This window comes from Alcaligenes ammonioxydans, from assembly GCF_019343455.1.
Lineage (GTDB): Bacteria > Pseudomonadota > Gammaproteobacteria > Burkholderiales > Burkholderiaceae_B > Alcaligenes > Alcaligenes ammonioxydans.
This window is the reverse complement of the sequence record NZ_CP049362.1, coordinates 2,618,571-2,643,728: the sequence shown is the minus strand read 5'-3', so window position 1 is coordinate 2,643,728 and position 25,158 is coordinate 2,618,571. Positions and strand designations below refer to the sequence as shown.

The 25,158-nt window shown below is 57.4% G+C and carries 22 protein-coding genes and 1 pseudogene; 13 read left to right on the top strand and 10 right to left on the bottom strand.

Annotation, left to right across the window (positions count from 1 at the left end; genetic code table 11):
* Window positions 1-200 precede the first annotated feature (200 nt).
* The 5 genes from FE795_RS12165 to fdxA form a co-directional block, all read right to left on the bottom strand.
* On the bottom strand, window positions 201-923 hold the full coding sequence (locus FE795_RS12165; RefSeq protein WP_219234971.1) for an ABC transporter ATP-binding protein: 723 nt from the start codon (window positions 921-923) through the stop codon (window positions 201-203).
* A 244-nt stretch (window positions 924-1,167) separates the two neighbouring features.
* Complete coding sequence (gene nth / locus FE795_RS12160) at window positions 1,168-1,806, bottom strand: endonuclease III (protein WP_003800998.1); 639 nt, start codon at window positions 1,804-1,806, stop codon at window positions 1,168-1,170.
* Window positions 1,803-2,444 carry an RnfABCDGE type electron transport complex subunit B gene (locus FE795_RS12155; protein WP_003800996.1) on the bottom strand — a complete coding sequence of 214 codons (642 nt, stop codon included), beginning with the start codon at window positions 2,442-2,444 and terminating at the stop codon, window positions 1,803-1,805. The genes nth and FE795_RS12155 overlap by 4 nt, the downstream gene beginning before the upstream one ends.
* A 53-nt stretch (window positions 2,445-2,497) precedes the next feature.
* Complete coding sequence (locus FE795_RS12150) at window positions 2,498-3,721, bottom strand: polyhydroxyalkanoate depolymerase (RefSeq protein ID WP_003800993.1); 1,224 nt, start codon at window positions 3,719-3,721, stop codon at window positions 2,498-2,500.
* Between the two features lie 213 nt (window positions 3,722-3,934).
* The gene (fdxA, locus tag FE795_RS12145; RefSeq protein ID WP_003800991.1) at window positions 3,935-4,258 is read right to left on the bottom strand and encodes a ferredoxin FdxA; all 324 of its coding nucleotides are present in this window, start codon (window positions 4,256-4,258) and stop codon (window positions 3,935-3,937) included.
* 238 nt (window positions 4,259-4,496) lie between these two features.
* Between fdxA and pncB the strand changes: the two genes are divergently transcribed.
* A complete protein-coding gene (gene pncB / locus FE795_RS12140; protein WP_003800989.1) occupies window positions 4,497-5,672 on the top strand; it encodes a nicotinate phosphoribosyltransferase in 1,176 nt (391 codons plus the stop codon).
* 183 nt (window positions 5,673-5,855) lie between these two features.
* Here pncB and FE795_RS12135 read toward each other — a convergent pair whose 3' ends face one another.
* Window positions 5,856-6,374, bottom strand: coding sequence for a flavodoxin family protein (locus FE795_RS12135; protein ID WP_219234969.1), 519 nt, complete (start codon window positions 6,372-6,374; stop codon window positions 5,856-5,858).
* A gap of 83 nt (window positions 6,375-6,457) precedes the next feature.
* Between FE795_RS12135 and FE795_RS12130 the strand changes: the two genes are divergently transcribed.
* The 4 genes and pseudogenes from FE795_RS12130 to accD all read left to right on the top strand — a co-directional run bounded on the left by FE795_RS12130 (window position 6,458) and on the right by accD (window position 11,872).
* Window positions 6,458-8,752 (top strand): RelA/SpoT family protein, encoded by a 2,295-nt coding sequence (locus tag FE795_RS12130; protein ID WP_003800985.1) that lies wholly within the window; start codon window positions 6,458-6,460, stop codon window positions 8,750-8,752.
* A 75-nt stretch (window positions 8,753-8,827) separates the two neighbouring features.
* Window positions 8,828-10,027 carry a tryptophan synthase subunit beta gene (gene trpB, locus FE795_RS12125; RefSeq protein WP_003800983.1) on the top strand — a complete coding sequence of 400 codons (1,200 nt, stop codon included), beginning with the start codon at window positions 8,828-8,830 and terminating at the stop codon, window positions 10,025-10,027.
* 16 nt (window positions 10,028-10,043) lie between these two features.
* Window positions 10,044-10,876, top strand: a pseudogene (gene trpA / locus FE795_RS12120) (tryptophan synthase subunit alpha).
* Between the two features lie 117 nt (window positions 10,877-10,993).
* Window positions 10,994-11,872: an acetyl-CoA carboxylase, carboxyltransferase subunit beta gene (gene accD / locus FE795_RS12115; RefSeq protein WP_039943198.1), complete on the top strand. Its 879-nt coding sequence runs from the start codon at window positions 10,994-10,996 to the stop codon at window positions 11,870-11,872.
* 814 nt (window positions 11,873-12,686) lie between these two features.
* Here accD and FE795_RS12110 read toward each other — a convergent pair.
* Entirely contained in the window at window positions 12,687-16,031 is a 3,345-nt protein-coding gene (locus FE795_RS12110; RefSeq protein WP_219234968.1) for an Rne/Rng family ribonuclease, read from the bottom strand.
* Window positions 16,032-16,519: 488 nt separating this feature from the next.
* On the opposite strand from FE795_RS12110, the gene FE795_RS12105 reads away from it, so the two are divergent.
* The 4 genes from FE795_RS12105 to FE795_RS12090 are packed head-to-tail and all read left to right on the top strand — an operon-like array spanning window position 16,520 to window position 19,754.
* Entirely contained in the window at window positions 16,520-17,488 is a 969-nt protein-coding gene (locus FE795_RS12105) for an RluA family pseudouridine synthase (protein WP_407927700.1), read from the top strand.
* On the top strand, window positions 17,485-18,138 hold the full coding sequence (locus FE795_RS12100; protein ID WP_003800976.1) for an HAD family hydrolase: 654 nt from the start codon (window positions 17,485-17,487) through the stop codon (window positions 18,136-18,138). The genes FE795_RS12105 and FE795_RS12100 overlap by 4 nt, the downstream gene beginning before the upstream one ends.
* A gap of 54 nt (window positions 18,139-18,192) precedes the next feature.
* Window positions 18,193-19,146 (top strand): protein-methionine-sulfoxide reductase catalytic subunit MsrP, encoded by a 954-nt coding sequence (gene msrP, locus FE795_RS12095; RefSeq protein WP_219234964.1) that lies wholly within the window; start codon window positions 18,193-18,195, stop codon window positions 19,144-19,146.
* Complete coding sequence (locus FE795_RS12090; RefSeq protein WP_219234961.1) at window positions 19,146-19,754, top strand: protein-methionine-sulfoxide reductase heme-binding subunit MsrQ; 609 nt, start codon at window positions 19,146-19,148, stop codon at window positions 19,752-19,754. The genes msrP and FE795_RS12090 overlap by 1 nt, the downstream gene beginning before the upstream one ends.
* A 60-nt stretch (window positions 19,755-19,814) precedes the next feature.
* On the opposite strand, the gene FE795_RS12085 is transcribed toward FE795_RS12090, so the two are convergent.
* From FE795_RS12085 to FE795_RS12075, 3 genes are read right to left on the bottom strand one after another with little or no spacing between them, the layout of a single operon-like run.
* Window positions 19,815-20,603 (bottom strand): N-acetylmuramoyl-L-alanine amidase, encoded by a 789-nt coding sequence (locus tag FE795_RS12085; RefSeq protein ID WP_003800972.1) that lies wholly within the window; start codon window positions 20,601-20,603, stop codon window positions 19,815-19,817.
* A 1-nt stretch (window position 20,604) separates the two neighbouring features.
* Window positions 20,605-21,327, bottom strand: a complete 723-nt coding sequence (locus tag FE795_RS12080; protein WP_131070732.1) for an SAM-dependent methyltransferase — start codon at window positions 21,325-21,327, stop codon at window positions 20,605-20,607.
* A 12-nt stretch (window positions 21,328-21,339) separates the two neighbouring features.
* A complete protein-coding gene (locus FE795_RS12075; protein ID WP_003800970.1) occupies window positions 21,340-21,894 on the bottom strand; it encodes a Maf family protein in 555 nt (184 codons plus the stop codon).
* A gap of 341 nt (window positions 21,895-22,235) precedes the next feature.
* On the opposite strand from FE795_RS12075, the gene FE795_RS12070 reads away from it, so the two are divergent.
* The 4 genes from FE795_RS12070 (at window position 22,236) to FE795_RS12055 (ending at window position 25,147) form a co-directional block, all read left to right on the top strand.
* A complete protein-coding gene (locus FE795_RS12070; protein WP_003800969.1) occupies window positions 22,236-22,757 on the top strand; it encodes a YceD family protein in 522 nt (173 codons plus the stop codon).
* Between the two features lie 73 nt (window positions 22,758-22,830).
* The gene (gene rpmF, locus FE795_RS12065; protein ID WP_003800968.1) at window positions 22,831-23,013 is read left to right on the top strand and encodes a 50S ribosomal protein L32; all 183 of its coding nucleotides are present in this window, start codon (window positions 22,831-22,833) and stop codon (window positions 23,011-23,013) included.
* A gap of 41 nt (window positions 23,014-23,054) precedes the next feature.
* A complete protein-coding gene (gene plsX / locus FE795_RS12060; RefSeq protein ID WP_003800967.1) occupies window positions 23,055-24,143 on the top strand; it encodes a phosphate acyltransferase PlsX in 1,089 nt (362 codons plus the stop codon).
* Between the two features lie 26 nt (window positions 24,144-24,169).
* A complete protein-coding gene (locus FE795_RS12055) occupies window positions 24,170-25,147 on the top strand; it encodes a beta-ketoacyl-ACP synthase III (protein WP_059318003.1) in 978 nt (325 codons plus the stop codon).
* Window positions 25,148-25,158: the final 11 nt, after the last annotated feature.

Genomic DNA, 25,158 nt, shown 5'->3' with positions numbered 1-25,158 from the left:
GAAGCGGAAATCGTCTGAGGCCAATTCAAGCCTCGTGTGTTTTTTTTGCATCACTTGGTAAACCGCTGGAAATAAAAAACCCCGTGGCTTATGTGCTTTTTTTCAGCTTTTGCCTGAGGGCATGGCTGGGGCAGGGCGGCCAACTTGCGAGCAGGGCCGGCAAGCGGCGGTGGTGGCCCCATGTAGGCGCAAGACGCTGGCTAAAGGTCTAAGTCTCCCAGGAGGGCATGCAAGGTTTCGTATTTGTGGCTCAGCTCGCTACGTGTAAATCGTTCTACGATCTGCCCATGCTCCAATACATAGAAGCGGTCGCTGAAGGCAGCAGAGAATTGGGGGCATTGCTCGGCCAGTACGACGGTGTAGCCTTCGTCGCGCAGGGTACAGATGAGTTTGATCAAGGTCTGGGCCTGCACCGGCGCCAGACCTTCCGAGACTTTGTCCAGTAGCAGCAGGTTGACCCCTGTGCGTAGCAGTCGGGCAATCGCCAATATTTTTTGTTCGCCCGTCGATAGTTGAGTGGCCATATGATGCCGACGCTGCTCCAGGCTGGGCAGCAGCTCATAAATTTGCATCAACGACATCCCGCCGCCCAAGGTCGTGCCGATAGCCGGAGGCAGCAGGAGGTTTTCCTCACAACTTAGCCCCGTAAAAATGCTTTGCTCATAAGGGCTGTAGCCCACCCCCAGATCCACCAGCTGATGTTGGCTCAGATGAATGGATTCGGTGCCTTGAATGCGGATGGAGCCTCGACGGCTGTCCGTCAAGCCCACGATGGCACGTAACATGGCGCTGCGGCCAGCCCGGTTGCGGCTCAAGACGGTGCATATCTCGCCGGAGGCAACCTGTAGATTCAATCCGCGCAAGAGCGGAAACTCTCGGTGCCAAGCGTACAGATTCTCAATATCCAGGGCAGCCTGCATCATGAGAACGCTCCTTGTCGTGAGTCGTCAAAATGGGCCTGTACGTTGGCTGATCAGCGCAGGAACCCGTTACGCGTCCTTTGCCTTTGACTGCGGTGATGTTATTTCTCGCAAACGCTAGGCAGAGTCCTTTATGCGTTTCAGTATGAGAGCCCTGGCCCCGCAAAACCATGCGGGTTTGTCATAGGATGGTTTGCTTTATTTCACAGATTGGTAAACAAATGTTGGCAAACCACTGATCTGTTACTTAAGTGTTAACGGTTTTGGGCTTGAAGTCGCACAGATCCGCTATCCCGCACTGGGGACACTTGGGCTTGCGAGCAACACAGATATAACGGCCGTGCAGAATCAGCCAGTGATGAGCATCCAGCAAAAAAGGTTTGGGAATCAGTCGTTCCAGCTTTTTTTCCACTTCCACCACATTTTTTCCCGGTGCAATCCCTGTGCGGTTCGCGACGCGGAAAATATGGGTATCCACAGCAATGGTGGGCAAGCCAAAAGCAGTGTTCAGAACAACATTCGCGGTTTTGCGGCCCACGCCAGGAAGGGCTTCCAGAGCGGCGCGGTCGCAGGGCACCTGGCCTTGATGTTGTTCCAGCAAAATCTTGCAGGTTTTGATGACGTTGGCAGCCTTGGTTTTGTACAGGCCGATCGTCTTGATGGCTTCGCGTAGCCCTTCCTCGCCCATCGCGAGAATACCCTCGGGTGTGCCATGTTCCGGAAAAAAGCGGGCGGTTGCCAAATTCACCGAACGGTCTGTGGCTTGCGCGGACAAAATAACCGCGATCAACAGTTGAAACGTGTCAGCGTATTCCAGTTCGGTGGTGGGTTTGGGGTTGGCTGCCTGAAAACGGCTGAAAATCTCGTAGCGCTTGGCGGCATTCATGGTGTGGTCTCACCGGCGGTTTTGCTGGCGCGCCGGGCACGGGCGCGGGCTAGCGCAGAGGCGATGGAGGCCTCCCGTTTGTCGGCCTGGTCGGCATGGTTGGCCAGTACCGGCTTGTTGGCCAGCGTACGGGCGGCCAGGTCCGAGCTTTCTTTGTGGCGGGCCAGCAGGCGTTCGCGACGTTGCTCCGTGTCCTGGCGGGCCTGGGCAGCCTGCTCCTGGCTCCATTCGTCGGTAGGCACCATGCTGATGCAGTCTACCGGGCAGGGAGGGACGCACAGCTCACAACCGGTGCAGCGGTCGGCCAGCACGGTATGCATCAGTTTGTTGGCGCCGATAATGGCATCTACCGGGCAGGCCTGAATGCAAAGCGTGCAACCAATACAGTGTTCTTCGATAATCACCGCCCGGCTGGGCCCGGTGAATTCCCCACAGTCCGGGTCCAGAGGCAGGGGGGCACGACCCAGCAGCTCGGCCAGGGCCTGTACGCCTTCCTGCCCGCCAGGCGGGCAGCGATTGATGGCCTCACCCTCAAGCGCAATGGCTTGGGCATAGGGCAGACAGGCGTCGTAACCACAGCGGGTGCACTGGGTCTGGGGAAGCAGGGCGTCAATGCGCCGTATCAAAGTGTCGGACATGAATACAAAAACGGGGCCTTCCGGCCCCGTTGGAAACGGCTTAAGCCAGATAATCAGTTGTGCTGACGGATGAAGTCCCTGATTTTAGGACAGATCAGCGTGCGCCAGCGGCTTCCGGAGAAAATCCCGTAATGGCCACAGTTGGGCGCAGTAAATTGTTGCTTGAGGGCAGGCGCGATTTTCGAGCATAGTCCTTGGGCAGAATGGGTTTGACCCTGCCCCGAAATGTCGTCCAGCTCGCCTTCGATGGTGAACAGAGCCACGCCTTCAATATCCTGAGGACGAACTTGTTCGCCATGGACATGCCATTGACCTTTAGGCAGGCGGTGCTCCTGGAACACGATGCGTATGGTGTCCAGATAGAACTCGGCAGGCATATCCAGCACCGCATTGTACTCGTCGTAGAAACGGCGGTGCGCCTGGGCGTCATCGTCGTCGCCCTTGATCAGATGCTGATAGAAGTCGTAGTGGGAACTGACATGGCGATCCGGGTTCATGGCTACAAAACCGGCATGCTGCAGAAAACCGGGATACACACGACGATGCGCGCCGGGGTATTTAGCCGGCACGCGATGAATCAGATTGTTCTCGAACCAAGAGTAGGACTTGGTGGTGGCCAGACGATTGACCTCCGTGGGGGACTGACGGGTGTCGATGGGACCGCCCATCATGATCATGCTGCGGGGCATGACAGCCGAGCGACGGCTGGCCATCAGTGACACCGCGGCCAGTACCGGCACAGTGGGCTGACAGACGGACATGACATGGACAGTCGGCCCCAGTGTCTGGATGAACTCCTGCACATACAGGACGTAGTCGTCCAGATGAAAGGGGCCGGCGGAGCGGGGCACCATGCGTGCGTCAATCCAGTCGGTGACATACACGCGATGGTCGGGCAGCAGCGCCCGTACAGTCTCACGCAGCAAGGTGGCGTGGTGGCCGGAGAGCGGCGCTACCAGCAAGACGATGGGGTCCTGATCGGCCTTGGGATGATTGCGCTCGAAATGGATCAGTCTGCAAAAAGGTTTGTCCAGACGCACGGTTTCGCGCACGGCGACGGCTTGGCCGTCAATCTGGGTTTCGCTCAGGCCCCAGGCGGGCTTTTCGTAATCCTTGCCGATACGGTGTACCAGTTCAGAGGCCGCCGCCAGTTGGCGCGACAGGGGGGTATAGGCCAGTGGACTGTAGGGATTGGAGAACCATTGGGAGCTGGTGCCGGTAAAGGCGGCCAGCGGAGCCAGAAAAGCCCGCTGGAGTTCGTGCAGATCGTAAAGCATAGAGTGCGCCTTGGTGTTGCCAGGTTTGATACAGAGGAATGTATATGCTTATTTCCTGTGGGAAACAATACGATGTTTACCGTTCCTCTGGACTTGGGATTTTCCCCTTGCTGCAATGCAGCAAGATTTTTATCAAAAGGCGGGATTAGGCGCAAGCGTGGCTGGACATGAACTCAGCCACCTGCTCAGGCTGGTAGAGGGAGCGTGATGGGCTTAACGCTCCAGATACTGTAGTTTGTTCTCCACACCGTTCCAGTCGTCAGCATCCTCCAGTGGTTTTTTGGAGCGGTTGATGCTGCCAAAAATGGGGCTGAGTTCGGCGTTCAGCGCAATGAAGGGAACCTGGTCCTGCGGCACATCTTCTTCGGCAAAAATAGCATTGGCCGGGCATTCGGGAATACAGACGGCGCAGTCGATGCACTCGTCCGGGTCAATCACCAGAAAGTTCGGGCCTTCACGAAAACAGTCGACGGGGCACACATCCACACAGTCGGTGAATTTGCACTTGATACAGTTTTCGGTGACGACGTGGGTCATTTCAGTAACACTCCTGCGGTATCGCTAAGGCGGTTAATCACGGAAAGGTCCGTGTCTGGGTGCGCCACAACGCACAGGGCCTGAACGATAAAAATGGGATTTAAATCGAATCTTTCGATTTTAACGAATATTCGGCGTCTTGCTTATTGAGATGGCGCAATAGCTGTTCCGCTAGATAGCGGTACGCAAGAACGGGCGCCCGTGCTATGGTTGCGCAATCAAAATCGGTAGGTTTGTGATGATCATTACCTCTTTACTTGATACGGACCTGTACAAGTTTTCCATGATGCAGGTTGTTTTGCATCATTTCCCGGCTGCGCACGTGGAGTACCGCTACAAATGCCGTACTCCCAATATTAATTTGAGCCAGTATCTGGACCAGATCCGGGCGGAAATTCATGCGCTGTGTCAGTTGCGTTTTTCAGACGCCGAGCTGGACTATTTGCGGAGCCTGCGCTTTATCAAAAGCGATTTTGTGGATTTCCTGGGTCTGTTTCATTTGCCTGAACGCTGCATTCAGGTGCAGGCAGGCGAAGTGCCCGGCGAGATCGAGATCTCGGTGCAGGGCCCCTGGTTGCACACAATTCTGTTTGAGATCCCCGTGCTGGCCATTGTGAACGAGGTCTACTTTCGCAACGAATGTCCGCAACCGCCTTGGACAGAAGGGCGCGAGCGCCTGCAATCCAAGATGCGTCTGGTGGTGGATGATCCGGCGTTAAGCGATTTTCGTGTGGCTGACTATGGCACGCGCCGCCGCTTTTCCAAGCAGTGGCACGAAGAAGTGGTCACCACCATGATCGAGCAGATGAAGCCGCATTTTGCCGGTACCAGCAATGTCTGGCTGGCCATGAAGTACGGGGTGACGCCCCTGGGCACCATGGGTCACGAGTACTTGCAGGCCTGTCAGGCCCTGGGTCCGCGCTTGCGGGACTCGCAGACGTTCGCCCTGGAGGTATGGGCGAAAGAGTACCGTGGTGACCTGGGTATCGCTTTGTCGGACGTGTACGGCATGGATGCTTTCCTGCGCGATTTTGATATGTATTTCTGCAAACTGTTTGATGGCGCTCGTCACGACTCGGGCGACCCCTTCATCTGGGGCGAGCGTTTGCTGGCGCACTATCAAGCCAACCGTACCGATCCGCGCACCAAGACCTTGGTGTTTTCCGATGGTTTGACTATCCCCAAGGCGATTGAACTGGCCCTGCGTTTTGCCGGTCGGTGCAAAGTGTCGTTCGGGATCGGGACCAATCTGACCAATGATCTGGGGCATGAGCCTTTGCAGATCGTCATGAAGATGGTGCGTTGCAATGGTCAGCCTGTGGCGAAAGTGTCCGATGCTCCTGAAAAGACCATGTGTGATGATCCGGCCTATCTGGCTTACTTGCGACAGGTTTTCCAGCTGCCACCGGCTTGAGCGCGTGCTGATTGCCGCGGGTTCTGTGGATACAGTGCCTCCGGTAACGCAGGCAAGGCGGTACAAAGAGTGGTTCCTGTAGCGAGCGTCTTACCACGCGATAAGGCGCTTGAACGACAAGACGATAAGGCTGCCAAGCGAATCCGTCGAATCAAAGCCCTCTGCCCAGGCAGAGGGCTTTTTTCATAGACACAGCAAAGCCGCCAGATGCCCGCCGGCTTCACGGGCTTGGGCAATTTGTTCATTACTCAAAGATTTGGGGGCCAGAATGCTTTCTGGCGTCTGGGCGTGGAAATTGAAGATACGGATGGGGGCGACCAGCTCCAGCCGCCAGCCTGTGCAAATCCGTTCCAGTTGTCGTTGCGCACCTTGCCCATCGCTACCTGCGCTGATCAAGGCGGAATAGGGGCGCCCATTCAGCTGATCCAGCACCTCGTAGTAGTTCCGGTCCAGACACTCTTTCATGGCCCCACTCAGGCTGGCCAGATTCTCGGGGGCGCAGAACAGGTAGGCCTGGGAATCGCGTAAATCCTGTGCCTGCACGCGATCGCAATGCACACGTTTGATACGGAGGTGATCGGTCATGTCCAGCTCCCTGAGCACCTCCAGCGCGCCTTCTTCGGCCTGTTCGGCCAACTGGCGGGCGGCGCCAGTACGGGAATGCCAGATCATCAGAAGCTGACGGCATGTGTTCAGACTCATAAGCTCTTACTCGCGGTGATAGACTAGCGGCTACAGTATAGAGAGCCCTCTTCGCGCTGAGTGGCCACATCGACGTAACCCACATGAATCACACCGCTTCTCCCCCTACGGCCGAGTCGGCCTTTACCCCGCTATGGTTCGCGCAAGCCAGCCACGGACTGGATGAGGCAGGGCGCATGCTCTTGCAGGCGGCAGCCGACTGGGCGGGGCCTGTATTGCTGGATCTGACTGGCAGCACCGGCGAGCCCTTGGACAGTCATTGCGCTCAGGTGGCGCTTATTTTGGCGGGTCTGGGCGTGGACGCTCAAACCCGTGCCAGTGCCTTGCTGGCCGTGACCCCGGCCCCGGGGCCGGAGGTCAAGCAGGACCCGGTTCAAAAAGCCTTTGGCACCGAAGTCATGACATTGGTGCGAGGCTCGCGTGCTCTGTATCGACTGGGCTCGATTACCGGCCAGGCCAAGGAACAGACGGGCGGCGGCGATCAGAAAGAAATGAAGCGCAAGATGTTGCTGGCGATGGCGGCCGACTTGCGTATTGTGTTGATGCGTCTGGCCTCGCGGCTGCAGTCCTTGCGCTGGTATCGGCAGTCCAAAACAGTTTGTCCGGTCGGGTTTGCCCGTGAAACGCTGGAGCTGTATACGCCGCTGGCCAATCGTCTGGGTATCTGGCAGATCAAATGGGAAATGGAGGACCTGGCCTTTCGTTTCCTGAACCCCGAGGTCTACAAGGACATTGCAGGCCGTCTGGAAGACAAGCGCGTAGAGCGTGAGACTTTGATTGCTCAGGTGCGAGACCAATTGTTGGCAGCCCTAAAGCGCGAGCATATTGTGGCCGAGGTGTCTGGCCGGCCCAAGCATATCTTCAGTATCTGGAACAAGATGCGTAACAAGCATCTGGATTTCGAGCAGCTGTTTGATCTGCGTGCCTTGCGCGTCATTGTCGAGGATGAACGCAGTTGCTATCACACCCTGGCGGTGGTGCATTCCCTGTGGACCCCCGTGCCCGAGGAGTTTGACGACTACATCTCCCGGCCCAAGCCCAATGGTTACCGCTCCTTGCATACCGTGATTGCGGACGCGCAGGGCCGTTGCTTTGAGATTCAGATCCGCACGCGTGACATGCATCAGTTTGCAGAGTACGGGATGGCGGCTCACTGGCGTTACAAGGAGGCGGGGGCGCAAGGCGGGCAGCAGACGGCCGATGGCGAGGATGACCGCAAGATTGCCTGGATGCGCCAACTGCTGGCCTGGGACAGGGAAGCGGCTACCTCCAACGCGAGTGCCTCGGAGTCTCTGCCTGACAGTCGCACGGAGTCAGCTGGCTCTGCGGCAGACAATGCGCCTGTCAGCAAAAAGGAGGCGCTGGCTCGCCCCTTGAAGGCGCAGGAGGACGAACATATTTATGTGTTGACGCCACAGGCCCGTGTCATTGAGTTGCCTGTGGGTGCAACCCCGGTCGATTTTGCCTATTACTTGCATACCGACTTGGGTCACCGTTGTCGGGGGGCGCGGGTTGATGGGCAGATGGTGCCTTTATCCACCCGTTTGTCGACAGGGCAAACCGTAGAGATTGTGGCCGCCAAGTCGGGAGGGCCATCGCGTGATTGGCTAAATGTGCAACTGGGCTTTTTGGCCAGCCCACGCTCGCGCTCCAAAGTGCGGGCCTGGTTTAATGCGATTGAGTTGCAGCAGCGCATCTCCCAAGGCCAGAGCATGGTCGAAAAAGAGCTGCAAAGGTTGGGCCGCACTGCCGTGAACCTGGAGCAGATGGCGCAACAGCTGGGCTTTGCCAAGGCAGATGACTTGTATGTTGCGGTGGCCAAGGATGAGTTCAGTCTGCGGCAGGTGGACGCCTTGTTCCGTGAGGATGTGCAGGAAGAGGAACCTGTTCAGCGTGTGTTTGACGCGGCCCGGGAAAGTGTCTCGAAAACCGGAAAAAGCGGTGTATTGGTGGTGGGAGTCGATTCGCTGATGACGCAACTGGCCCGTTGCTGTCGTCCTGCTCCTCCGGACCTGATTGCTGGCTTTGTGACCCGGGGGCGCGGAGTGTCCATACACCGTGCTGACTGCAAGTCCTATCAGGAACTGGCCGAGCGACAGCCTGAACGGGCGATCAGTGTGGATTGGGGCGACACGGGAGATACGCAATATCCGGTGGATCTGGCCATTGAGGCGCAGGAACACCCCAGCCTGTTGCGTGATCTGTCGGAAGTGTTTGCCCGCTTGCGTTTGAACGTGACCGGTATTAATACCTTGAGTCGTCGCTCGTTGACGCGCATGATATTTACGATTGAAGTGCGTGATGGCGAGCAAATTCAAAAGGCGTTGGCGGCCTTGAACGAGTTATCGGGGGTCAGCGCCCGCCGCTACTCGTCCTGAACTGCTAAAATCAGTCAACCTACACCTCGCGGGCGTTGTGCCCGCGATTGTTCTTGTCAATCAAGAGAGCGAGCTTTGAAAACCTATACCTTGCCCGACCCGGATGGACATTTTGGTCAGTTTGGTGGTTCGTTTGTCGCTGAAACGCTGGTCCACGCCCTGGACGAGTTGAAAGCAGCCTACGAACAGTATCGGAACGATCCTGAGTTTTTGCATGAGTTTCACTATGAGCTCAAGCACTTTGTTGGTCGTCCCAGCCCCGTGTACCATGCCCGTCGATGGTCGGAGCAACTAGGTGGAGCTCAGATCTGGTTCAAGCGCGAAGATCTCAATCACACTGGCGCACACAAGATCAACAACTGTATTGGACAGATTCTGCTGGCTCGCCGTATGGGCAAGCCACGCATTATCGCGGAAACCGGAGCAGGCCAGCATGGCGTGGCAACGGCGACGGTCGCTGCCCGCTATGGGCTGGAATGCGTGGTTTACATGGGAAGCGAGGACGTGCGTCGTCAAGCGTCCAACGTGTACCGCATGAAACTGCTCGGTGCGACCGTGGTCCCCGTGGAATCGGGTTCGCGCACCCTGAAAGATGCGCTGAACGAAGCCATGCGCGACTGGGTTACCAACATCAGCAATACTTTCTACATTATTGGCACGGTTGCCGGGCCTCATCCTTATCCGATGATGGTGCGCGACTTCCAGTGCGTGATTGGTAACGAGTGTGTGGAGCAGATGCCTCAGGATGCCGGTCGCCAGCCCGATTATGTGCTGGCTTCGGTAGGCGGTGGCTCCAATGCCATGGGCATTTTCTACCCTTATATCGAGCACAAGAATGTCGAGCTGATCGGGGTGGAAGCGGCTGGGCGTGGTCTGGACACGCTGGAACATTCGGCCTCCCTGAACAAGGGCATGGTGGGAGTGTTGCACGGTAACCGCACCTATGTACTGCAGGATGATGACGGTAACGTCATGCCCACGCACTCGGTGTCGGCGGGCCTGGATTACCCCGGTGTCGGTCCTGAGCACGCGTGGTTGAAGGACTGCGGCCGTGCCCAATATGCCACCTGCACCGATGAAGATGCCCTGAAAGCGTTTCACGATTGCTGCCGCATCGAAGGCATCATGCCGGCGCTCGAGTCTTCGCACGCCTTGGCTCATGCGGCTCGTATCGCCCCGACCCTGCCTAAAGACAAGATTATCCTGGTGAGCTTGTCCGGTCGTGGCGATAAAGACATGCACACGGTCGCCGAGTACGGCGGCTTGACACTGTAAGCAATCGGGAACTGATATGTCGAGTAATGTGCGTCTGAAAAAGACGTTTGACGGGTTGAACGGGCGCTGCGCCCTGGTCCCTTATATTACGGCCGGTGATCCCTCGGTGCCTGCGACGGTGGCGTTGATGCATGCCTTGCGTCAGGCAGGGGCGGACGTCATTGAACTGGGCGTGCCCTTTTCTGATCCCACAGCCGATGGCCCGGTGATTCAGCAGGCGGCCGAACGGGCGATCAGCCGCGGCGTGGGTCTGCGCAAAGTGCTGGAGATCGTGCAGCAGTTTCGTCTGATCGACCAGGACACTCCGGTGGTGCTGATGGGATACGCCAACCCGATTGAGCGCATTGGTCAGGCCGAGTTTGCCGTCATGGCGGGCGAGGCCGGGGTGGACGGGGTGCTGACGGTGGATTATCCCCCGAAGAGTCCGAGGATTTCACCCGTTTGCTGACCGAGCAGGGCGTTGATACCATTTTCCTGCTCTCGCCCACTTCCACGGACGAACGCATCGCCAAGGTGGCGGAGTTGGCCCAAGGCTATGTGTATTATGTATCCCTCAAAGGGGTGACCGGTTCAGCCCAGATTGATGTGGCTGATGTGGAAATGCACTTGCAGCGGATACGTCAGCACGTCAAAATTCCGGTCGGGGTGGGTTTTGGGATTCGTGACGCCGAAAGCGCCCGGGCGATTGCCCGCACGGCGGACGCGGTGGTCATCGGTTCCAAGCTGATCCAGACCATGGAGCAGGCGGTGCAGGAAAATGCTGGCAAAGCGCAAAAGGACATTGATGCGGCAGCAGTAGCGGCAGCTGGTCAATGGCTCGCGCAGATACGCCAGGCGCTGGATAATTAGCCCAAATACCTATTCCGCGTATAGAATCATCTGCCTGTTCTTGATGAACAGGCGCTTTTTTTCAGAATAAAGAGCTTGGTGGGCCTCGCGCCGGCCAAGCGAAAACAGGATCTAACAATGAGCTGGATCGAGAAAATACTCCCGCCGCGAATTAACCGTAACCCTGAAAGCAGCCGTCGCGTGCCCGAAGGGCTGTGGGTGAAATGTCCGTCGTGCGAGTCTGTGCTCTATAAGGAAGATCTCCAGGCCACGTTGAATGTCTGCCCCAAGTGCAGCCATCACATGCGTATTGGTGCTCGGGCCCGGATCAAATCCTTGCTGGACCCCGAAGGCCAGACCGAGATTGGTTCCAATACTCGTCCTATGGACCCCTTGAAGTTCCGTGATTCACGCAAGTATACGGAGCGTGTTTCCGAGGCGACCAAGCAAACGGGTGAAACTGAAGCCATGGTAGTCATGAGCGGCACGATCTTGTCTGTGCCCGCGGTGGTCGCCTGCTTCGAGTTTGAGTACATGGGCGGTTCCATGGGTTCGGTGGTTGGCGAGCGCTTCACGCGTGGGGTGCAGGCTGCCATAGCCAATCGCAGCCCCTTTATTTGTGTGGCCGCTTCGGGTGGTGCGCGAATGCAGGAGAGTTTGTTCTCGCTAATGCAGATGGCCAAGACCACGGCGATTTTGGCGGAACTGTCTGAGGCGGGTTTGCCGTTCATCAGCATTCTGACTGATCCTACCATGGGTGGCGTGTCGGCCAGTTTCGCCTTTATGGGCGATGTGGTGATTGCCGAGCCTAACGCCTTAATCGGTTTCGCGGGTCCGCGTGTGATTGAGCAGACAGTGCGTGAGAAGCTGCCAGAGGGTTTCCAGCGTGCCGAGTTCCTGCTGGAAAAGGGCGCTATCGATATGGTGGTGGATCGACGCGAATTGCAGCGTGAGTTGGCGGAGTTGTTGGCTTTGCTGACTCGTCAGCCGGCGGAGGCTGTGTCGCGCCATCCTTGACTGCTACGGCTTTGAGCTTAGGGGGAAACGCCATCTGGAGTCAGGTGGCGTTTTTTATTGCCTGCTGTGATTTGGTATTTTTTGTAGAAAAGTTTGTCTTTTTTGGATTCGGGCTTCTTGGTTAAGACTTCGGGGCGAGATTGGTTTGGTTTTCTTAGGGTGGGGGAGCACGATCCTGGAGCGGGGCTTGGGCCCGCGCTGCGCACGGGTACCCTTGGCGATGGAACAGTCCAGGCGTCCACTGAACTCGCCAGGTACTGGGTCCCCCGTACCCAGTACAAGCGCCTGGCCCAAACAGCACTGGGCTTGCATCCTGAATCGCTCAATAGACCGCGGCTAAAGCCCTGACTCGCACCAGGGCCGTGTTCCCCCATCCCAGGAAAAAAGAAGTATCGCGGAGGGCTCAGGTAGAGGGCTGTGTAAGCTATCTGAAACTGCAACTGCCCTGTCTTGTTCTGTCCCCGTGTTTGGGCCTATACCTCGTTCGTCTGTGTAACTGCGTACGTTTTTCTGCGCTGTTGGCTTTAGCTTTGTTTTCTCTCTTTACGTCTATTTTCGGCGTTGTTTGTCGCTGGAGTTGAAAGCGTTATGGGCTTGAGGCCAAGGCCAAGGCGGATTGAATGTCGAGTACAAGACTGAGGCAGATGGGCCTGGGCTGGAACCTGAGTGAGAGAGAGTAGTGGCTGTTGCGGGAGCGGCTCGGAGTAGCAGGAAGAAGAAGGAGAAGGAGAAGGATGCCGAGTGCCTGCCGTCTTCAGATCAAACAGACATAAAAAAACGCCGCCCTAGAGGGCGGCGTTTTTAGTCTTGCTGTTTACTGCGTTTCGACCTGTTGCAGCGGTTCGCTGTTCTCGGTTTCTGCAGCACGTTGCTTGCGTGGGCGACCCAGGCGCACGGGCGCGGGCTGGTAGTCGTCCTGTGTTGCCGAGCGAGCAGTAGTTTCTACCAGTTCGATGCCTGCTGCGTTCAGCACGGCCTCCAGGGGAGCGGCAGCGGGTTTCGGCGCTTGCTCAGCAGCAGGGGCTTTTTCTGCAGCAGCTTGAGTCTCTACGCGAGTCTCTACGGCTGCAGATTCCACTGGAGTGGTTTCGACGACTGGCGTTTCAGCTGTGGGCTGAACCTGTGCAGGGATAGCTGCTGTTTCCATGGCTTCAGCTGGAGCTTCAGTAACTTCTGCTTTGGCTGGTTCGGCAGCAGCTTCTGCTTGTACAGGAGCGGTGACCTCTTCAGCTGCAGGAGCTTCTGGAGCTGCTTCGGCGGCTGGAGCAGTCGTTTCTTCCTGGGCAGTAGCAGTTTCTGCGGCGCCAGTGTCTACCGGAGCAGCGTCAACGGCGGGAGCGTCTGTCACGGCTTGGGTTTGAGCAGGAGCGGCGGCTGTTTCTACGACTTCAGCTGGAGCTTGGGCGACTTCTGCTGTAGCAGCTTCGGCAGCGGCTTCTGCTTGCACAGGAGCAACGGTTTCGGCTGCGGCAGGAACTTCTGGGGCTACTTCGGCCTGAGCGGCAGCAAGCTCTTCCTGAGCGGGAGCGGTTTCAACAGTGACAGCTTGGGTCGTGACGACCTCTTCAGCTTGTTGGGCAGCCTGGGCAGCGACAGGAGCTTCCTGTGCGGCTTCCACGGCGACAGGGGCGGCTTCTTGGACGGCAGGTGCTTCTTTCGCTGTTTGGGGCTGTTCAGGCTCAGCCGTTGCAGTCTGAGCAGCGGCTTGTTCCTGGGCATCCAGAGCTGCGGGATTGAAGCTGGGCGTTTCGTGAGCAACGTAGGCGCTGGTGCTGCCTTCTTCGTTGTTCTCTTCGTTTTCAGCTACGGCGTTCGCGTCTGTGTTGCGACGTCCACGGCGGCTGCGACGACGACGACGTTTGCGCTCTGGGTCCAGGGCGCTGTTTTCGCTGCTTTCGTCTGTTTCAGCATCCGGGTTGTCGCCCGTATCACTTGTGTCGACCTCAATCTGCTGTTCAGCGCGGGCTGGTGCTTCTTGCTTGCTGGCGGCCACGGCGGCAACGCTGGCAACAGCCGCGGCGGCAAGCGCTTGCTCTGGCTGAGCGTCCGTGGTGTTGTCATCTTTGTTCAGCTCGATGTTTTCCGCATTGCCTTCTTCTCGGCGCTGACGACCACGGCCACGTCGGTTACGCGGGTTGCGGCTGTTGCTGCTGCCTTCTTCGGCAGTGGCGGGGGTTGTGCTGACGTTGGTGTTTTGAGGCGTTTCCAGAGCGGACTCGGTGCCAGCCGATGCCTGACGGCGGCGACCGCGTGTCGTGCTGCTGGCGCTTTCCGTGCTGACTTTTTCTTCCTGAGCTGCCTCTGGACGATTCGCCTGGCGACGACCACGTCCACCTTGGCCTCGGCCGGCATTGGCTTGGCCGGAGCGACCCTGGCGACGACCCGAGGGGGACTTGTCACTTTCGGTTTTGGTGGTTTCGGTCACAGGCTCGGCGGGTTTGCCGGATAGCCAGTTCAGCAGGCGTTTGAGCAAGCCGGGCTTGTCGTCGCTGGCAACGGAAGTCGCGGCGGTTGCAGCGGCTGCCGCAGCAGCAGGCTTGCTCATGGGAGCAGGCTGGGCATGTGTTGTGCTCTTGACCAGGGCTTCCGGACGAGGCTTGATTTCGTGGCTGCGGTGGGGCACCAGGCTGTCCTGCTGTTCTGGCTGCTGTACCAGCTCATAGCTGCTGCGCAGTTCGTCCAGGCGCGGGTCATCATGGCGCAGGCGCTCAATGATGTGGTGCGGCGTTTCCAGATTCTTGTTCGGAATCAGGATCAGGGCAATGTTCAGACGCGACTCGATCTTGGTGATGTCAGCGCGCTTTTCGTTAAGCAGGAAAGTCGCGACATCCACTGGCACTTGAGCGTGCAGGGCGGCGGTGCCTTCTTTCATGGCCTCTTCCTGCAGCAGACGCAGCACGTGCAGGGCGCTGGATTCGGCATCACGAATCACGCCGGTGCCGGTGCAACGCGGGCAAGTGATGTGGGAGCCTTCATTCAGGGCTGGGCGCAGGCGCTGACGCGACAGTTCCATGAGGCCAAAACGTGAGATCTTGCCCATCTGGACACGAGCGCGGTCCAGGTGCAGCGCATCGCGCAGGCGTTGCTCGACAGCACGTTGGTTCTTGCTGTCTTCCATGTCGATGAAGTCGATGACAATCAGGCCGCCCAGGTCACGCAGACGCAACTGGCGGGCCACTTCGTCCGCGGCTTCCTGGTTGGTGCGCAGGGCGGTTTCTTCAATATCAGCGCCACGTGTGGAGCGCGCCGAGTTCACGTCAATGGCTACCAGCGCTTCCGTATGATCGATAACGACGGCACCGCCCGAGGGCAACTGCACAGTACGCGAGTAGGCGGTCTCGATCTGGTGCTCAATCTGAAAGCGCGAGAACAGAGGGATGTCATCGCGGTACATCTTCACGCGATGCAGATTGTCGGGCATGACCACGCTCATGAAAGCGGCGGCCTGCTCGTGAATTTCGTCCGTATCGATCAGGATTTCGCCAATGTCGGGCGAGAAGTAATCGCGGATCGCCCGGATGACCAGGCTGGATTCCAGATAGATCAGGATGGGGGCAGCATTGTCGCGGGCCGCGCCGTCAATGGCGGTCCACAACTGCATCAGGTAGTTCAGGTCCCACTGCAGCTCTTCGACGCTGCGGCCGATACCTGCGGTGCGGGCAATGATGCTCATGCCCTGCGGGATGTCCAGCTGGTCCATGGCTTCGCGCAGTTCCTGGCGGTCTTCGCCTTCTACGCGACGCGATACGCCACCCCCGCGAGGGTTGTTGGGCATCAGGACCAGATAACGACCTGCCAGCGAAATGAACGTGGTCAGGGCTGCGCCTTTGTTGCCGCGTTCTTCTTTCTCAACCTGGATGATTAATTCCTGGCCTTCGACCAGTGCATCCTGGATGCGTGCGCTGCGTACATCAACCCCTTCCTTGAAGTAGCTGCGAGCAACTTCCTTGAAAGGCAGAAAGCCGTGACGCTCTTCGCCGTAACTGACGAAGCAGGCCTCCAGGCCAGGTTCGATGCGGGTGATGACCCCTTTGTAAATATTGCCTTTGCGCTGTTCGCGCCCGGCTGTTTCGATGTCGAGGTCAATGAGTTTTTGACCGTCGACAATGGCGACGCGTAGTTCTTCTTGATGCGTCGCATTGAACAACATGCGTTTCATGAGTGTGGATCTCCGTTGTCATGGAGCACCGAAATATCGGCGCACGACCGCGGGTCACAGGTGTGTAGCGCTATAGCTGCATCAGTTTGGTGCAGGCAGGCAAAATCGGCCTACCGGCTTATAGTCTGGGAGGCACGAGTCGCGCCAGAGCGCGAAGTTCAATCAGCAGAGGGGTCAGAGTCACGGTATGTGTTTGACGAATATAAAATTGCTGGGGGAACGGCAGCCGCATGAATCACGCGGCTGGTGCAAAAGAGCGGGACAATCTGTGCAGGAATTCAGCGCCGCACGCGGGAGGAAAACATCTCTTGGAAAGCGGGCCTTCTTGCCACACGACTTTCGCTATTTCGGACTCACCCCGGCGACCTTATGACCCGGAAGCTGGAACTCAAGGATACAATTATCAGTCCTTGGTCATCCAACGGAGACGCACCCTTTGCATCTCTACGCTGGACCCAGTCTCAGCTTCCATAGGCTGAAGCGATTATATGCCCCTTTTTGTTATGTGCAAACCTCATGAATCACAAAGATCTGTCCCCCAAGTGCGAATGTTACGCATTGATGAAACGCGGGCGGGTCAGCGTATAGACAATTTTTTGATACGCGAATGTAAAGGGGTGCCAAAAAGCCACATTTATAAAGCGATCCGCGGCGGTCAGGTGCGGGTGAATAAAGGCCGCATCAGCAGCGACTATCGCTTGCAAGAGGGCGATATGGTGCGGATTCCGCCCTTGCGGCTGCCCGAGCCCGAGCAGCCACGCCATGTCCCTGCGGCGGTCTTTCCGGTCGTTTTTGAAGACGAACACCTGATGGTGATCGACAAGCCTGCCGGAGTGGCCGTGCACGGCGGCAGCGGTGTGTCCTTTGGCGTGATTGAGCAACTGCGCGCCGCACGACCCCAGGAGCCTTTTCTGGAGCTGGCCCATCGGCTGGACCGGGAGACGTCGGGTTTGCTGATTATTGCCAAACGTCGGGCAGCATTGGTGGGATTGCACGACATGTTTCGCGAAATCCGGGCCCGCAAGTTTTATTGGGCTCTGGTGCAAGGCGATTGGGTGAATGATCGTCAACATATTCGTCTCCCCTTGTTGCGTTGGCTGACGGACAGCGGAGAGCGGCGTGTCAGGGTGGACCCAACAGGCAAGCCGGCTCACACCATCATCACCATGCAGCGCCGCTTTGGCCGCTTTTCCTTGGTGCAGGCGGAGCTGAAGACCGGGCGCACTCACCAGATTCGGGTGCATCTGGCCCATTCGGGCTTTCCGATAGTGGGCGACGATAAGTATGGCGACGATGCCATTCGCGACCAGTTCGCCCGACAGGGCTTCAAACGCATGTTCCTGCATTCGGGGCGCCTGGAGTTCAATCACCCTGTCACCGGACAGCCTCTGGTTCTGGAGGCTCCTTTACCTGCCGCCTGTCAGGCGGTTCTTGAGCGTTTGGAGAAGTCGTTATGACGCGTTATGCCGCCGTTCTGTTTGATTGGGATGGCACTGTTATGGATTCCACGTACTCCATAGCCAGCTCCATTCAGTTGGCCAGTGCGGATCTGGAGTTGCCCGTGCCCTCGATCCAGCAAGCCAGCTGGGTGATTGGTTTGTCCCTGGAAAGCGCTCTGTACCGCGCCGTGCCGGACCTGACGGCCGAGCAAATGCCGCTGTTTCTGGAGCGTTACCGTCATCACTTTATGCAGCGCGACCCGCATATCAAACTTTTTGATGGAATTTTGCCTTTCATGGGTGAACTTCGTGGCCGTCAGATTGCCTTAGGGGTAGCAACGGGAAAAAGTCGTCAAGGTCTGGACAGAGTGCTGCAGCAGGTCAATCTCAGCACTTTTTTTGACGCCACCCGTTGTGCGGATGAAACCCGCAGCAAGCCTGATCCGGAAATGCTGCATCAATTGCTGGCGGAATTGATGCTGGAGCCTGAACAGGTCTTGATGGTGGGCGATACCGTGCACGATATTCACATGGCGGCCAATGCCGGCATGGATAGCGTGGCGGTGACCTATGGCGCGCACGACCCACAGACTCTGGCCAAAGCCGAACCTACGGTCATGGTTGATAATGTGGCGCAAATGCGCGACTGGGTGTTGGAACGTACTTAAAAGGCGGCAAGCGGGTGTGAAAGCCATCTTGCCCGATAGTTTCAGGAGATGGAAATGTTCAAATCACGCTCGCAGCCCATACAGTCCTCTGAAATTACAGATGAATCGGTGTGGCGGGCTCGACGTCGCTTGTTTTTGCAGGCGCCGGGTGCTTTGGCCCTGGCGGCCGGTTTGCCCGGGCTGGCCCAGGCTGTCCCTGTGGGGCAGGCCTTGTCGTTTAACCCTTCCCAACGCTGGAAGTTGGATGAAACGCCCACCAGCGAGGCCGATGTCACCACGTACAATAATTTCTATGAATTTGGCACGGGCAAGGAAGACCCCTCCCGCCAGTCCGGTCAGTTCAAGACCGAGCCCTGGACCGTGCAGGTTGATGGGTTGGTGCACAAACCGCTGACTTTGGATATGGACCAGATCTTGAAGCTGGCTCCTTTGGAAGAGCGTATTTATCGCCTGCGCTGTGTCGAAGCCTGGTCCATGGTGGTGCCCTGGGTGGGGTATTCCCTGTCGGCCCTGTTAAAGCAGGCCTCGCCCATGGGGTCGGCTCGCTTTGTGCGGTTTGAAACGGCAGCGGAGCCGGAAACCATGCCGGGCCTGCGTTCCCGGATTCTGGACTGGCCCTATGTGGAAGCGTTGCGATTGGACGAAGCCATGCACCCCCTGACCTTATTGGCGACCGGCTTGTATGGCAAAAGCCTGCCGGTACAGAACGGGGCGCCGGTGCGGCTGATTGTGCCGTGGAAATATGGTTTCAAGTCGGCCAAGTCCTTGGTGCGAATTACCCTGACCGACACCATGCCCGAGTCCAGCTGGATGAAAGTTGCGCCGCATGAATACGGCTTTTACGCCAATGTGAACCCGGATGTTCCTCATCCGCGATGGAGTCAGGCAACAGAGCGGGTGATTGGTTCCGGTTTTTTTGCCACCAAGAAAGCGACGTTGCCCTTTAACGGTTATGCCGAGGATGTGGCCAGTTTGTATGCCAATATGGATTTGAGGCGTTATTACTGATGAAGACCTGGAAAGCCGCGCAGTTGGACAGGCTCAAGCCGTTGGTGTTCCTAGTGGGTTTGTTTCCGTTGGGGCGCTGGGTATGGCTTGGTTTTAACAACGGGCTGAGTGCCAATCCAGCCGAGTTTCTGACCCGATCCAGTGGAACCTGGGCCTTGGTGCTGCTGTTGGTGACGCTTGCCTTAAGCCCGGTACGACGTTTGCTGGCGCAACCGGCTCTGGTGCGTTGGCGGCGTATGCTGGGCTTGTTCAGTTTCTTTTATGTAGCCCTGCATACGCTGGCCTGGGCCTGGTGGGATCGATCAGGCAACTGGCTGTCCATGTGGCAGGATATTGTGCAGCGGCCCTTGATTGCGATTGGCCTGATCGCTACCGTCATTCTTTTGCTGCTGACTTTGACGTCCACGCATGGCTGGCAAAAGCGTTTGGGTCGTGGCTGGGGCCGTTTGCATCAGACGGTGTTTTTGGCAGCGGCACTATCCGTTTTGCATTTCTACCTGATTCGGATCGGTAAAAATGACGTGGTGGAGGTGTATGTCTACGGACTGGTACTGGTGGGGCTGCTGATCTTGCGTCGTTGGCCTGTATTGAATCAGCCTGCGAAGTAAAAGAAGTAGATCAACAGAAAAACAGGTAATGGGCTTTGTGCTCATTACCTGTTTTTTTTATCAGTTCAGGCTTTGCAAAATGGCGGCGGTCTCTGCGTCCAGCAAACCGTCATAGCGTGCGGGACGATAGTGCATCTGGAAGGCGGCAATGACATTCTGCGTGGCTTTGTCAAAAACGCCGCTGTCCGGGGTGTCATAACCTGCCTTGCGGAGCAGGGCCTGGGTCTGGGCAGCAGACGGCAAGGGGCGGGTGGCGTACTGTGCTTGCAGTGCGCGGGCCTGGGCTTCGTTGTACCAGCGGCCTATACCTGCCTGGGCCAGCTCCTTCCAAGGGAAATGAGGGCCCGGGTCTAGTTTGCGCTGAGGGGCGGCGTCACTGTGACCGATGATATTGCGTGGGGTGACGCCATGTCGTTGGGCCAGATCTTTAATCAGTACCTTCAGAGCCTCGATTTGGGAGCGCGTGTAGGGCGCCCAACGGCCGTCGGGCAGACGGCCCATATTGACGATTTCGATGCCTATCGAGCCGGTGTTCAGGTCTGTGAAGCCGTACCAGGAACCCACGCCCGCATGCCAGGCGCGCCGCTCTTCGGGAACCAGACGGTAGACGGTAGGACGGCGTTCGTCGCTCACTAGATAATGGGCGCTGACATCCCGCTGCGTCAGGACCTTCAGGGAGGTGGCGTGATCGCCTGCCGTGTAATGCAGGACCAGATAGCGAACACGACTGTTCTGACCCTGAGCGCTGTAGCTGTCGTCGAATTTAAAAGGGCCGCTGCTGCCACAGGCAGCCAGCAACGCAGTCAGACTGATTACGCCGATGCGCAGGGCGCGAGAGAGGGCTCTCATGTCAACGGCCCGCCAGGAACAGGAAGATGCAGGGGGTTTTGTCCAGAGCAGGCGGCTGACGCTCACGCCACTGCTCTATCGTGGCGGTCTGGATCAGCTCACGCGAGCCGGTCAAGTCACGAGCCAGGCATAAACGCGTTGTGGGTTTCAAAGACTGCAGCAAGGTGCTGTACATGGCCTGGTTGCGATAGGGTGTTTCGATCAGGATCTGCGTTTGTTTCAGGCTTTGGGACTGGCTTTCCCATTGCTTGAGCTGCTTGGCCCGTGCGCTGCTATCGACGGGCGCGTAGCCGTGAAAGACAAACTGCTGGCCCTCCAGGCCGCTGGCCATCAGGCTGAGCAAAATGGAGGAGGGGCCGACATGCGGACGCACAGGGATTTTCATCTCGTGGGCCATGGCCACCACCAGCGCGCCGGGGTCGGCCACCGCGGGGCATCCGGCTTCCGAAACCAGACCGATGGCCTGGCCCTGCAGGGCTGGTTTCAGCCATTCGCGCATTTCGCCTGGCTTGTTGCCCCGCTTGTCCAGGGTGTGGATCGTGATTTCCTGCAGGGGCACGGCGGGCTCGACCAGCTTCAAGAAAGCGCGGGCAGTTTTGGCGTTCTCAGCAATAAAGACGGTCAGCTCGCGCGTCAGCGCCTTGACATCGGCAGGCAGCCAGCCACTGATCGGGCTCTCGCTTAAGCCGACGGGGATCAGATGCAGAGGGGCGACTTGGGGCATGAGGGGGCGGTCCTAAACGGAAAGGGGGAAAGGGTGGGGGAGCAAGGGGTTCAGACCAAAGTGGCGCAGCAAGGTACACAGCTCGATCAGGGGCAGGCCAATAATAGCGGTGGGGTCATCGGAACGCATCGATTCCATCAGGCCAATTCCCAGCCCTTCCGCTTTGGCGCTGCCGGCAGTGTCATAGGGTTTTTCTTGTTGCAGGTAATACTCGATCTCCTCATCGTTCAAGGCGCGAAAGCGACAATTGGTAACAATATCGCGGCAGAGAAATTCCTTCCCGTCTGTGACGCACAAGGCACTATGGAAATCGATGTTCTGGCCACTCAACCGTCGTAGCTGCTTTTGCGCGCCAGCATGGTCGCCGGGCTTGCCAATGGCATCTTTGCCGGACGTAGCGACCTGATCGGAGCCAATAACCAGCGCACCCGGGTTGAGCTGGCTGACCCGGGCGGCTTTTTCCCGTGCCAGCCGCAGGCTGAGCGCAGCCGGATCTTCTCCGGGCAAGGGGGTTTCATCAATGTCCGGGGACTGACAGGTGAAAGGCAGGCCCAAACGCGCTAACATAGCGCGGCGATAGACTGAGCTTGATGCAAGGATGAGACGCATGGTGTGTTTTAGCTGTGCTTTGGTTTGACTGCCTTGTGTTTAGCACGGTATTATCTAATGTTTTCTTCGTTATTGAAATGGCTGTGGGCGGGCTTGGCGATAAGCGGGTCATGTTTTACAGGCTTGAATAACGAAGGGCAGGAAAAAGCAGTGCAAGAAAAAATGGTAGAGCTTTAGGCGATACCAAAGCAGTAAATGCACGTAATGCACATAAGCCGTAAACAAGCAGCAAACAAGCAAAGCAAATACGCGGTATCCAAATCTTGGTTAAGCCGCGGTTTGATGCCCTGAGCATACTTATGACGACACTGTATATCGACACTTTGAACCTTGCTCGCGCTCCCCAGGAAATGGCGGGCCAGGTGCGGGTGGAAGATTTGTCTCGTCTGGTGTCCGATTTGCCCGATCAAGGCGATTTGCGCATTGACTGGAGCGTGTCGGGTCGGGAAGATTCTGTCCGGCGCCGTTTTGTGCATGTGCAGGCCAAAGGCAGTGTCATTCTGGAATGCCAGCGCTGTGTAAAGCCCTTCGAGTGGCCCATCGATATTTCTAACGAAGTACAGATTGTGGCAAGCGAGGCCGAGCTTGAGCTGGATGATGACGATGCCGAAGGTCCTGATCGCATCTTGTGCGAAGGCCACCTGGATGTCTTGGGCTTGGTCGAGGATGAACTGATTCTCAGTGTGCCCTATGTGCCGCGCCATGAGGTTTGTCCCGAGGCTCAGTCCCTGTCCATGGAAGCTAAATCGGACGACCTGGACGAGTCCGCCTTTGAGCGGCCGTCACCGTTTGCCGTATTGGGTTCGCTCAAGAAGTCTTGATTGTTGTTACTAATTCATTAATTTTTTCGGGCTGCACCCATTTATTCGGGGTTGTCCATCTACAGGAGTCATCATGGCTGTTCAGCAGAATAAAAAGAGCCCGTCCCGGCGTAACATGCGTCGTTCGCACGACGCGCTTACTGGTCCTTCGACGGCTATCGAGCCTACGACCGGTGAATTGCACCTGCGTCACCACATCAGCCCCAACGGCATCTATCGTGGCCGTAAAGTCCTGAAAACAAAGAACGACGAGTAATAGTCTCTTTGTCGTTGCAAGCAACATAGGTTGCATGCTTGATGTCTAACAAAAAAATACGTATTGCCATCGATTGCATGGGCGGCGATATCGGTTTATCCGTCACTGTCCCTGCAGCGCTTCTTTTTGCCAAGCGCTATCCGGATGTGCACTGCTTATTGGTTGGCGAGCCTCAGGCCATCGAGCAAACATTGCGTGCGCAAGGTAATGTCGATACCTCCTGGTACGACATTCTTCCCGCATCCGAAGTTGTCACCATGGCCGATTCGGTTGAGGTGGCCTTGCGCCGCAAAAAAGACTCCTCCATGCGTGTGGCTGCCCAGTCCGTCAAGGACGGGATAGCTGATGCCTGCATTTCCGCGGGCAACACCGGCGCATGGATGGCAATTTCGCGCTACGTACTCAAAACTCTGGATGGGATTGATCGCCCAGCCATTGCCACGTCCATTCCGAACCAGAAGGGCGGGGCCACGATCATGCTGGATCTGGGTGCCAATGTGGATTGTTCCGCACAACACCTGCTGCAGTTCGCCATCATGGGCTCTGCCCTGGCCAGCATCGTGGATCGCCATGAGCGTCCCACCGTGGGCTTGCTCAATATTGGGGAAGAAGTCATCAAAGGCAACGAAGTCGTCAAGAAGGCGGCGGAGTTGTTGCGCTCCAGCGGACTGAATTTTTACGGCAACGTGGAAGGTGACGATATCTGCAAAGGTACCGTCAACGTGGTCGTGTGCGACGGTTTCGTGGGCAATGTGGTCCTCAAGTCCATTGAGGGGCTGGCCAAGATGGTCGGCAGTATGCTGCGCGACGAATTTACCCGTGACCCCTTGAGCAAATTATCCGCCTTGCTGGCTCGTCCGGTCTTGAATCGTTTCCGCGACAGGGTGGATAATCGCCGACATAACGGTGCGGCCCTTTTGGGTTTACGCGGTATTGTTATCAAGAGTCATGGTTCTGCCGATGCCTACGCTTTCGGTTATGCTTTGCAGCGAGCCCGCGGTGCGGTGCTCAATGGTCTGCTCAGCGGCACCAGCCAGGCAGTCGAGCGCATCATGCAAAGCGTCAGCCTGCATGAAGAGCAAAGCGGCGAACCAGATACACGCCATACTTCAGAGCCCTCGTCCTCATAAGAACGGGCTTGATCGGGAACCTAATTATGACGATATTTGCCAAGATTATCGGTACAGGCGGCTACCTGCCTCCTCGGATTGTGTCTAACGATGATCTGGCTGCTGAGCTGGCTCAAAAAGGTATCGAAACCTCCGATCAGTGGATTGTTGAGCGTACCGGTATTCACCAGCGTCATCTTGCCGATCCCGGTGTTCGCACCAGTCAGTTGGCGACTCAGGCTGCACGTCAGGCGCTGGAAGATGCCGGTCTGGCTGCCCAGGATCTGGACCTGATCGTGGTGGCAACCTCCACCCCCGATTATGTTTTTCCCAGCACCGCCTGCCTTGTGCAGGCCGAACTGGGTAATAAAGGCGCTGCCGCGTACGACGTACAGGCAGTGTGCAGCGGCTTTGTGTATGCCTTGACCACGGCGGATGCCATGATTAAGGCTGGCCGTGCACGCAATGCGCTGGTTATCGGCGCCGAAGTGTTCTCCAGCATTCTGGATTGGGACGACCGCGCCACCTGTGTCCTGTTTGGTGACGGGGCGGGGGCGGTGGTTCTGCAAGCCAGTGATGAGCCCGGTATTTTGGCCGCCCAACTCAATGCTGATGGCAGCCAAATGGGTATTTTGTGCGCGGCAGGCAATGTCTCGCATGGCCAGGTGGTGGGCGATCCCTTCCTGCGCATGGATGGTCAGGCTGTGTTCAAGCTGGCTGTCACCTCTCTGGCCGCCTCGGCCAATCAAGTTTGCGAACAGGCAGGTGTTTCCCTGGCTGATATCGATTGGCTGGTTCCGCATCAGGCCAACGTTCGCATCATCAATTTTCTGGGTCGCAAGCTGGGTATCCCCTCCGAGAAGGTGGTTATCACGGTTGATCAACATGCCAACACCTCGGCAGCCAGTGTGCCTTTGGCCCTGAATGCCGCTCGCCGGGATGGTCGTATCCGTGCCGGTGATCTGGCCTTGTTGCAAGGCGTGGGTGGCGGCTTTACCTGGGGTTCGGTGCTGGTCCGCTGCTAAGTAGCGCGATC

Bases quoted from the DNA above. Each gene is read 5' to 3' on its own strand.
- FE795_RS12165 (WP_219234971.1), bottom strand. From the start codon at position 923: ATGATGCAGGCTGCCCTGGATATTGAGAATCTGTACGCTTGGCACCGA.
- nth (WP_003800998.1), bottom strand. From the start codon at position 1,806: ATGAATGCCGCCAAGCGCTACGAGATTTTCAGCCGTTTTCAGGCAGCC.
- FE795_RS12155 (WP_003800996.1), bottom strand. From the start codon at position 2,444: ATGTCCGACACTTTGATACGGCGCATTGACGCCCTGCTTCCCCAGACC.
- FE795_RS12150 (WP_003800993.1), bottom strand. From the start codon at position 3,721: ATGCTTTACGATCTGCACGAACTCCAGCGGGCTTTTCTGGCTCCGCTG.
- fdxA (WP_003800991.1), bottom strand. From the start codon at position 4,258: ATGACCCACGTCGTCACCGAAAACTGTATCAAGTGCAAATTCACCGAC.
- pncB (WP_003800989.1), top strand. From the start codon at position 4,497: ATGATCATTACCTCTTTACTTGATACGGACCTGTACAAGTTTTCCATG.
- FE795_RS12135 (WP_219234969.1), bottom strand. From the start codon at position 6,374: ATGAGTCTGAACACATGCCGTCAGCTTCTGATGATCTGGCATTCCCGT.
- FE795_RS12130 (WP_003800985.1), top strand. From the start codon at position 6,458: ATGAATCACACCGCTTCTCCCCCTACGGCCGAGTCGGCCTTTACCCCG.
- accD (WP_039943198.1), top strand. From the start codon at position 10,994: ATGAGCTGGATCGAGAAAATACTCCCGCCGCGAATTAACCGTAACCCT.
- FE795_RS12110 (WP_219234968.1), bottom strand. From the start codon at position 16,031: ATGAAACGCATGTTGTTCAATGCGACGCATCAAGAAGAACTACGCGTC.
- FE795_RS12105 (WP_407927700.1), top strand. From the start codon at position 16,520: ATGCCCCTTTTTGTTATGTGCAAACCTCATGAATCACAAAGATCTGTC.
- FE795_RS12100 (WP_003800976.1), top strand. From the start codon at position 17,485: ATGACGCGTTATGCCGCCGTTCTGTTTGATTGGGATGGCACTGTTATG.
- msrP (WP_219234964.1), top strand. From the start codon at position 18,193: ATGTTCAAATCACGCTCGCAGCCCATACAGTCCTCTGAAATTACAGAT.
- FE795_RS12090 (WP_219234961.1), top strand. From the start codon at position 19,146: ATGAAGACCTGGAAAGCCGCGCAGTTGGACAGGCTCAAGCCGTTGGTG.
- FE795_RS12085 (WP_003800972.1), bottom strand. From the start codon at position 20,603: ATGAGAGCCCTCTCTCGCGCCCTGCGCATCGGCGTAATCAGTCTGACT.
- FE795_RS12080 (WP_131070732.1), bottom strand. From the start codon at position 21,327: ATGCCCCAAGTCGCCCCTCTGCATCTGATCCCCGTCGGCTTAAGCGAG.
- FE795_RS12075 (WP_003800970.1), bottom strand. From the start codon at position 21,894: ATGTTAGCGCGTTTGGGCCTGCCTTTCACCTGTCAGTCCCCGGACATT.
- FE795_RS12070 (WP_003800969.1), top strand. From the start codon at position 22,236: ATGACGACACTGTATATCGACACTTTGAACCTTGCTCGCGCTCCCCAG.
- rpmF (WP_003800968.1), top strand. From the start codon at position 22,831: ATGGCTGTTCAGCAGAATAAAAAGAGCCCGTCCCGGCGTAACATGCGT.
- plsX (WP_003800967.1), top strand. From the start codon at position 23,055: ATGTCTAACAAAAAAATACGTATTGCCATCGATTGCATGGGCGGCGAT.
- FE795_RS12055 (WP_059318003.1), top strand. From the start codon at position 24,170: ATGACGATATTTGCCAAGATTATCGGTACAGGCGGCTACCTGCCTCCT.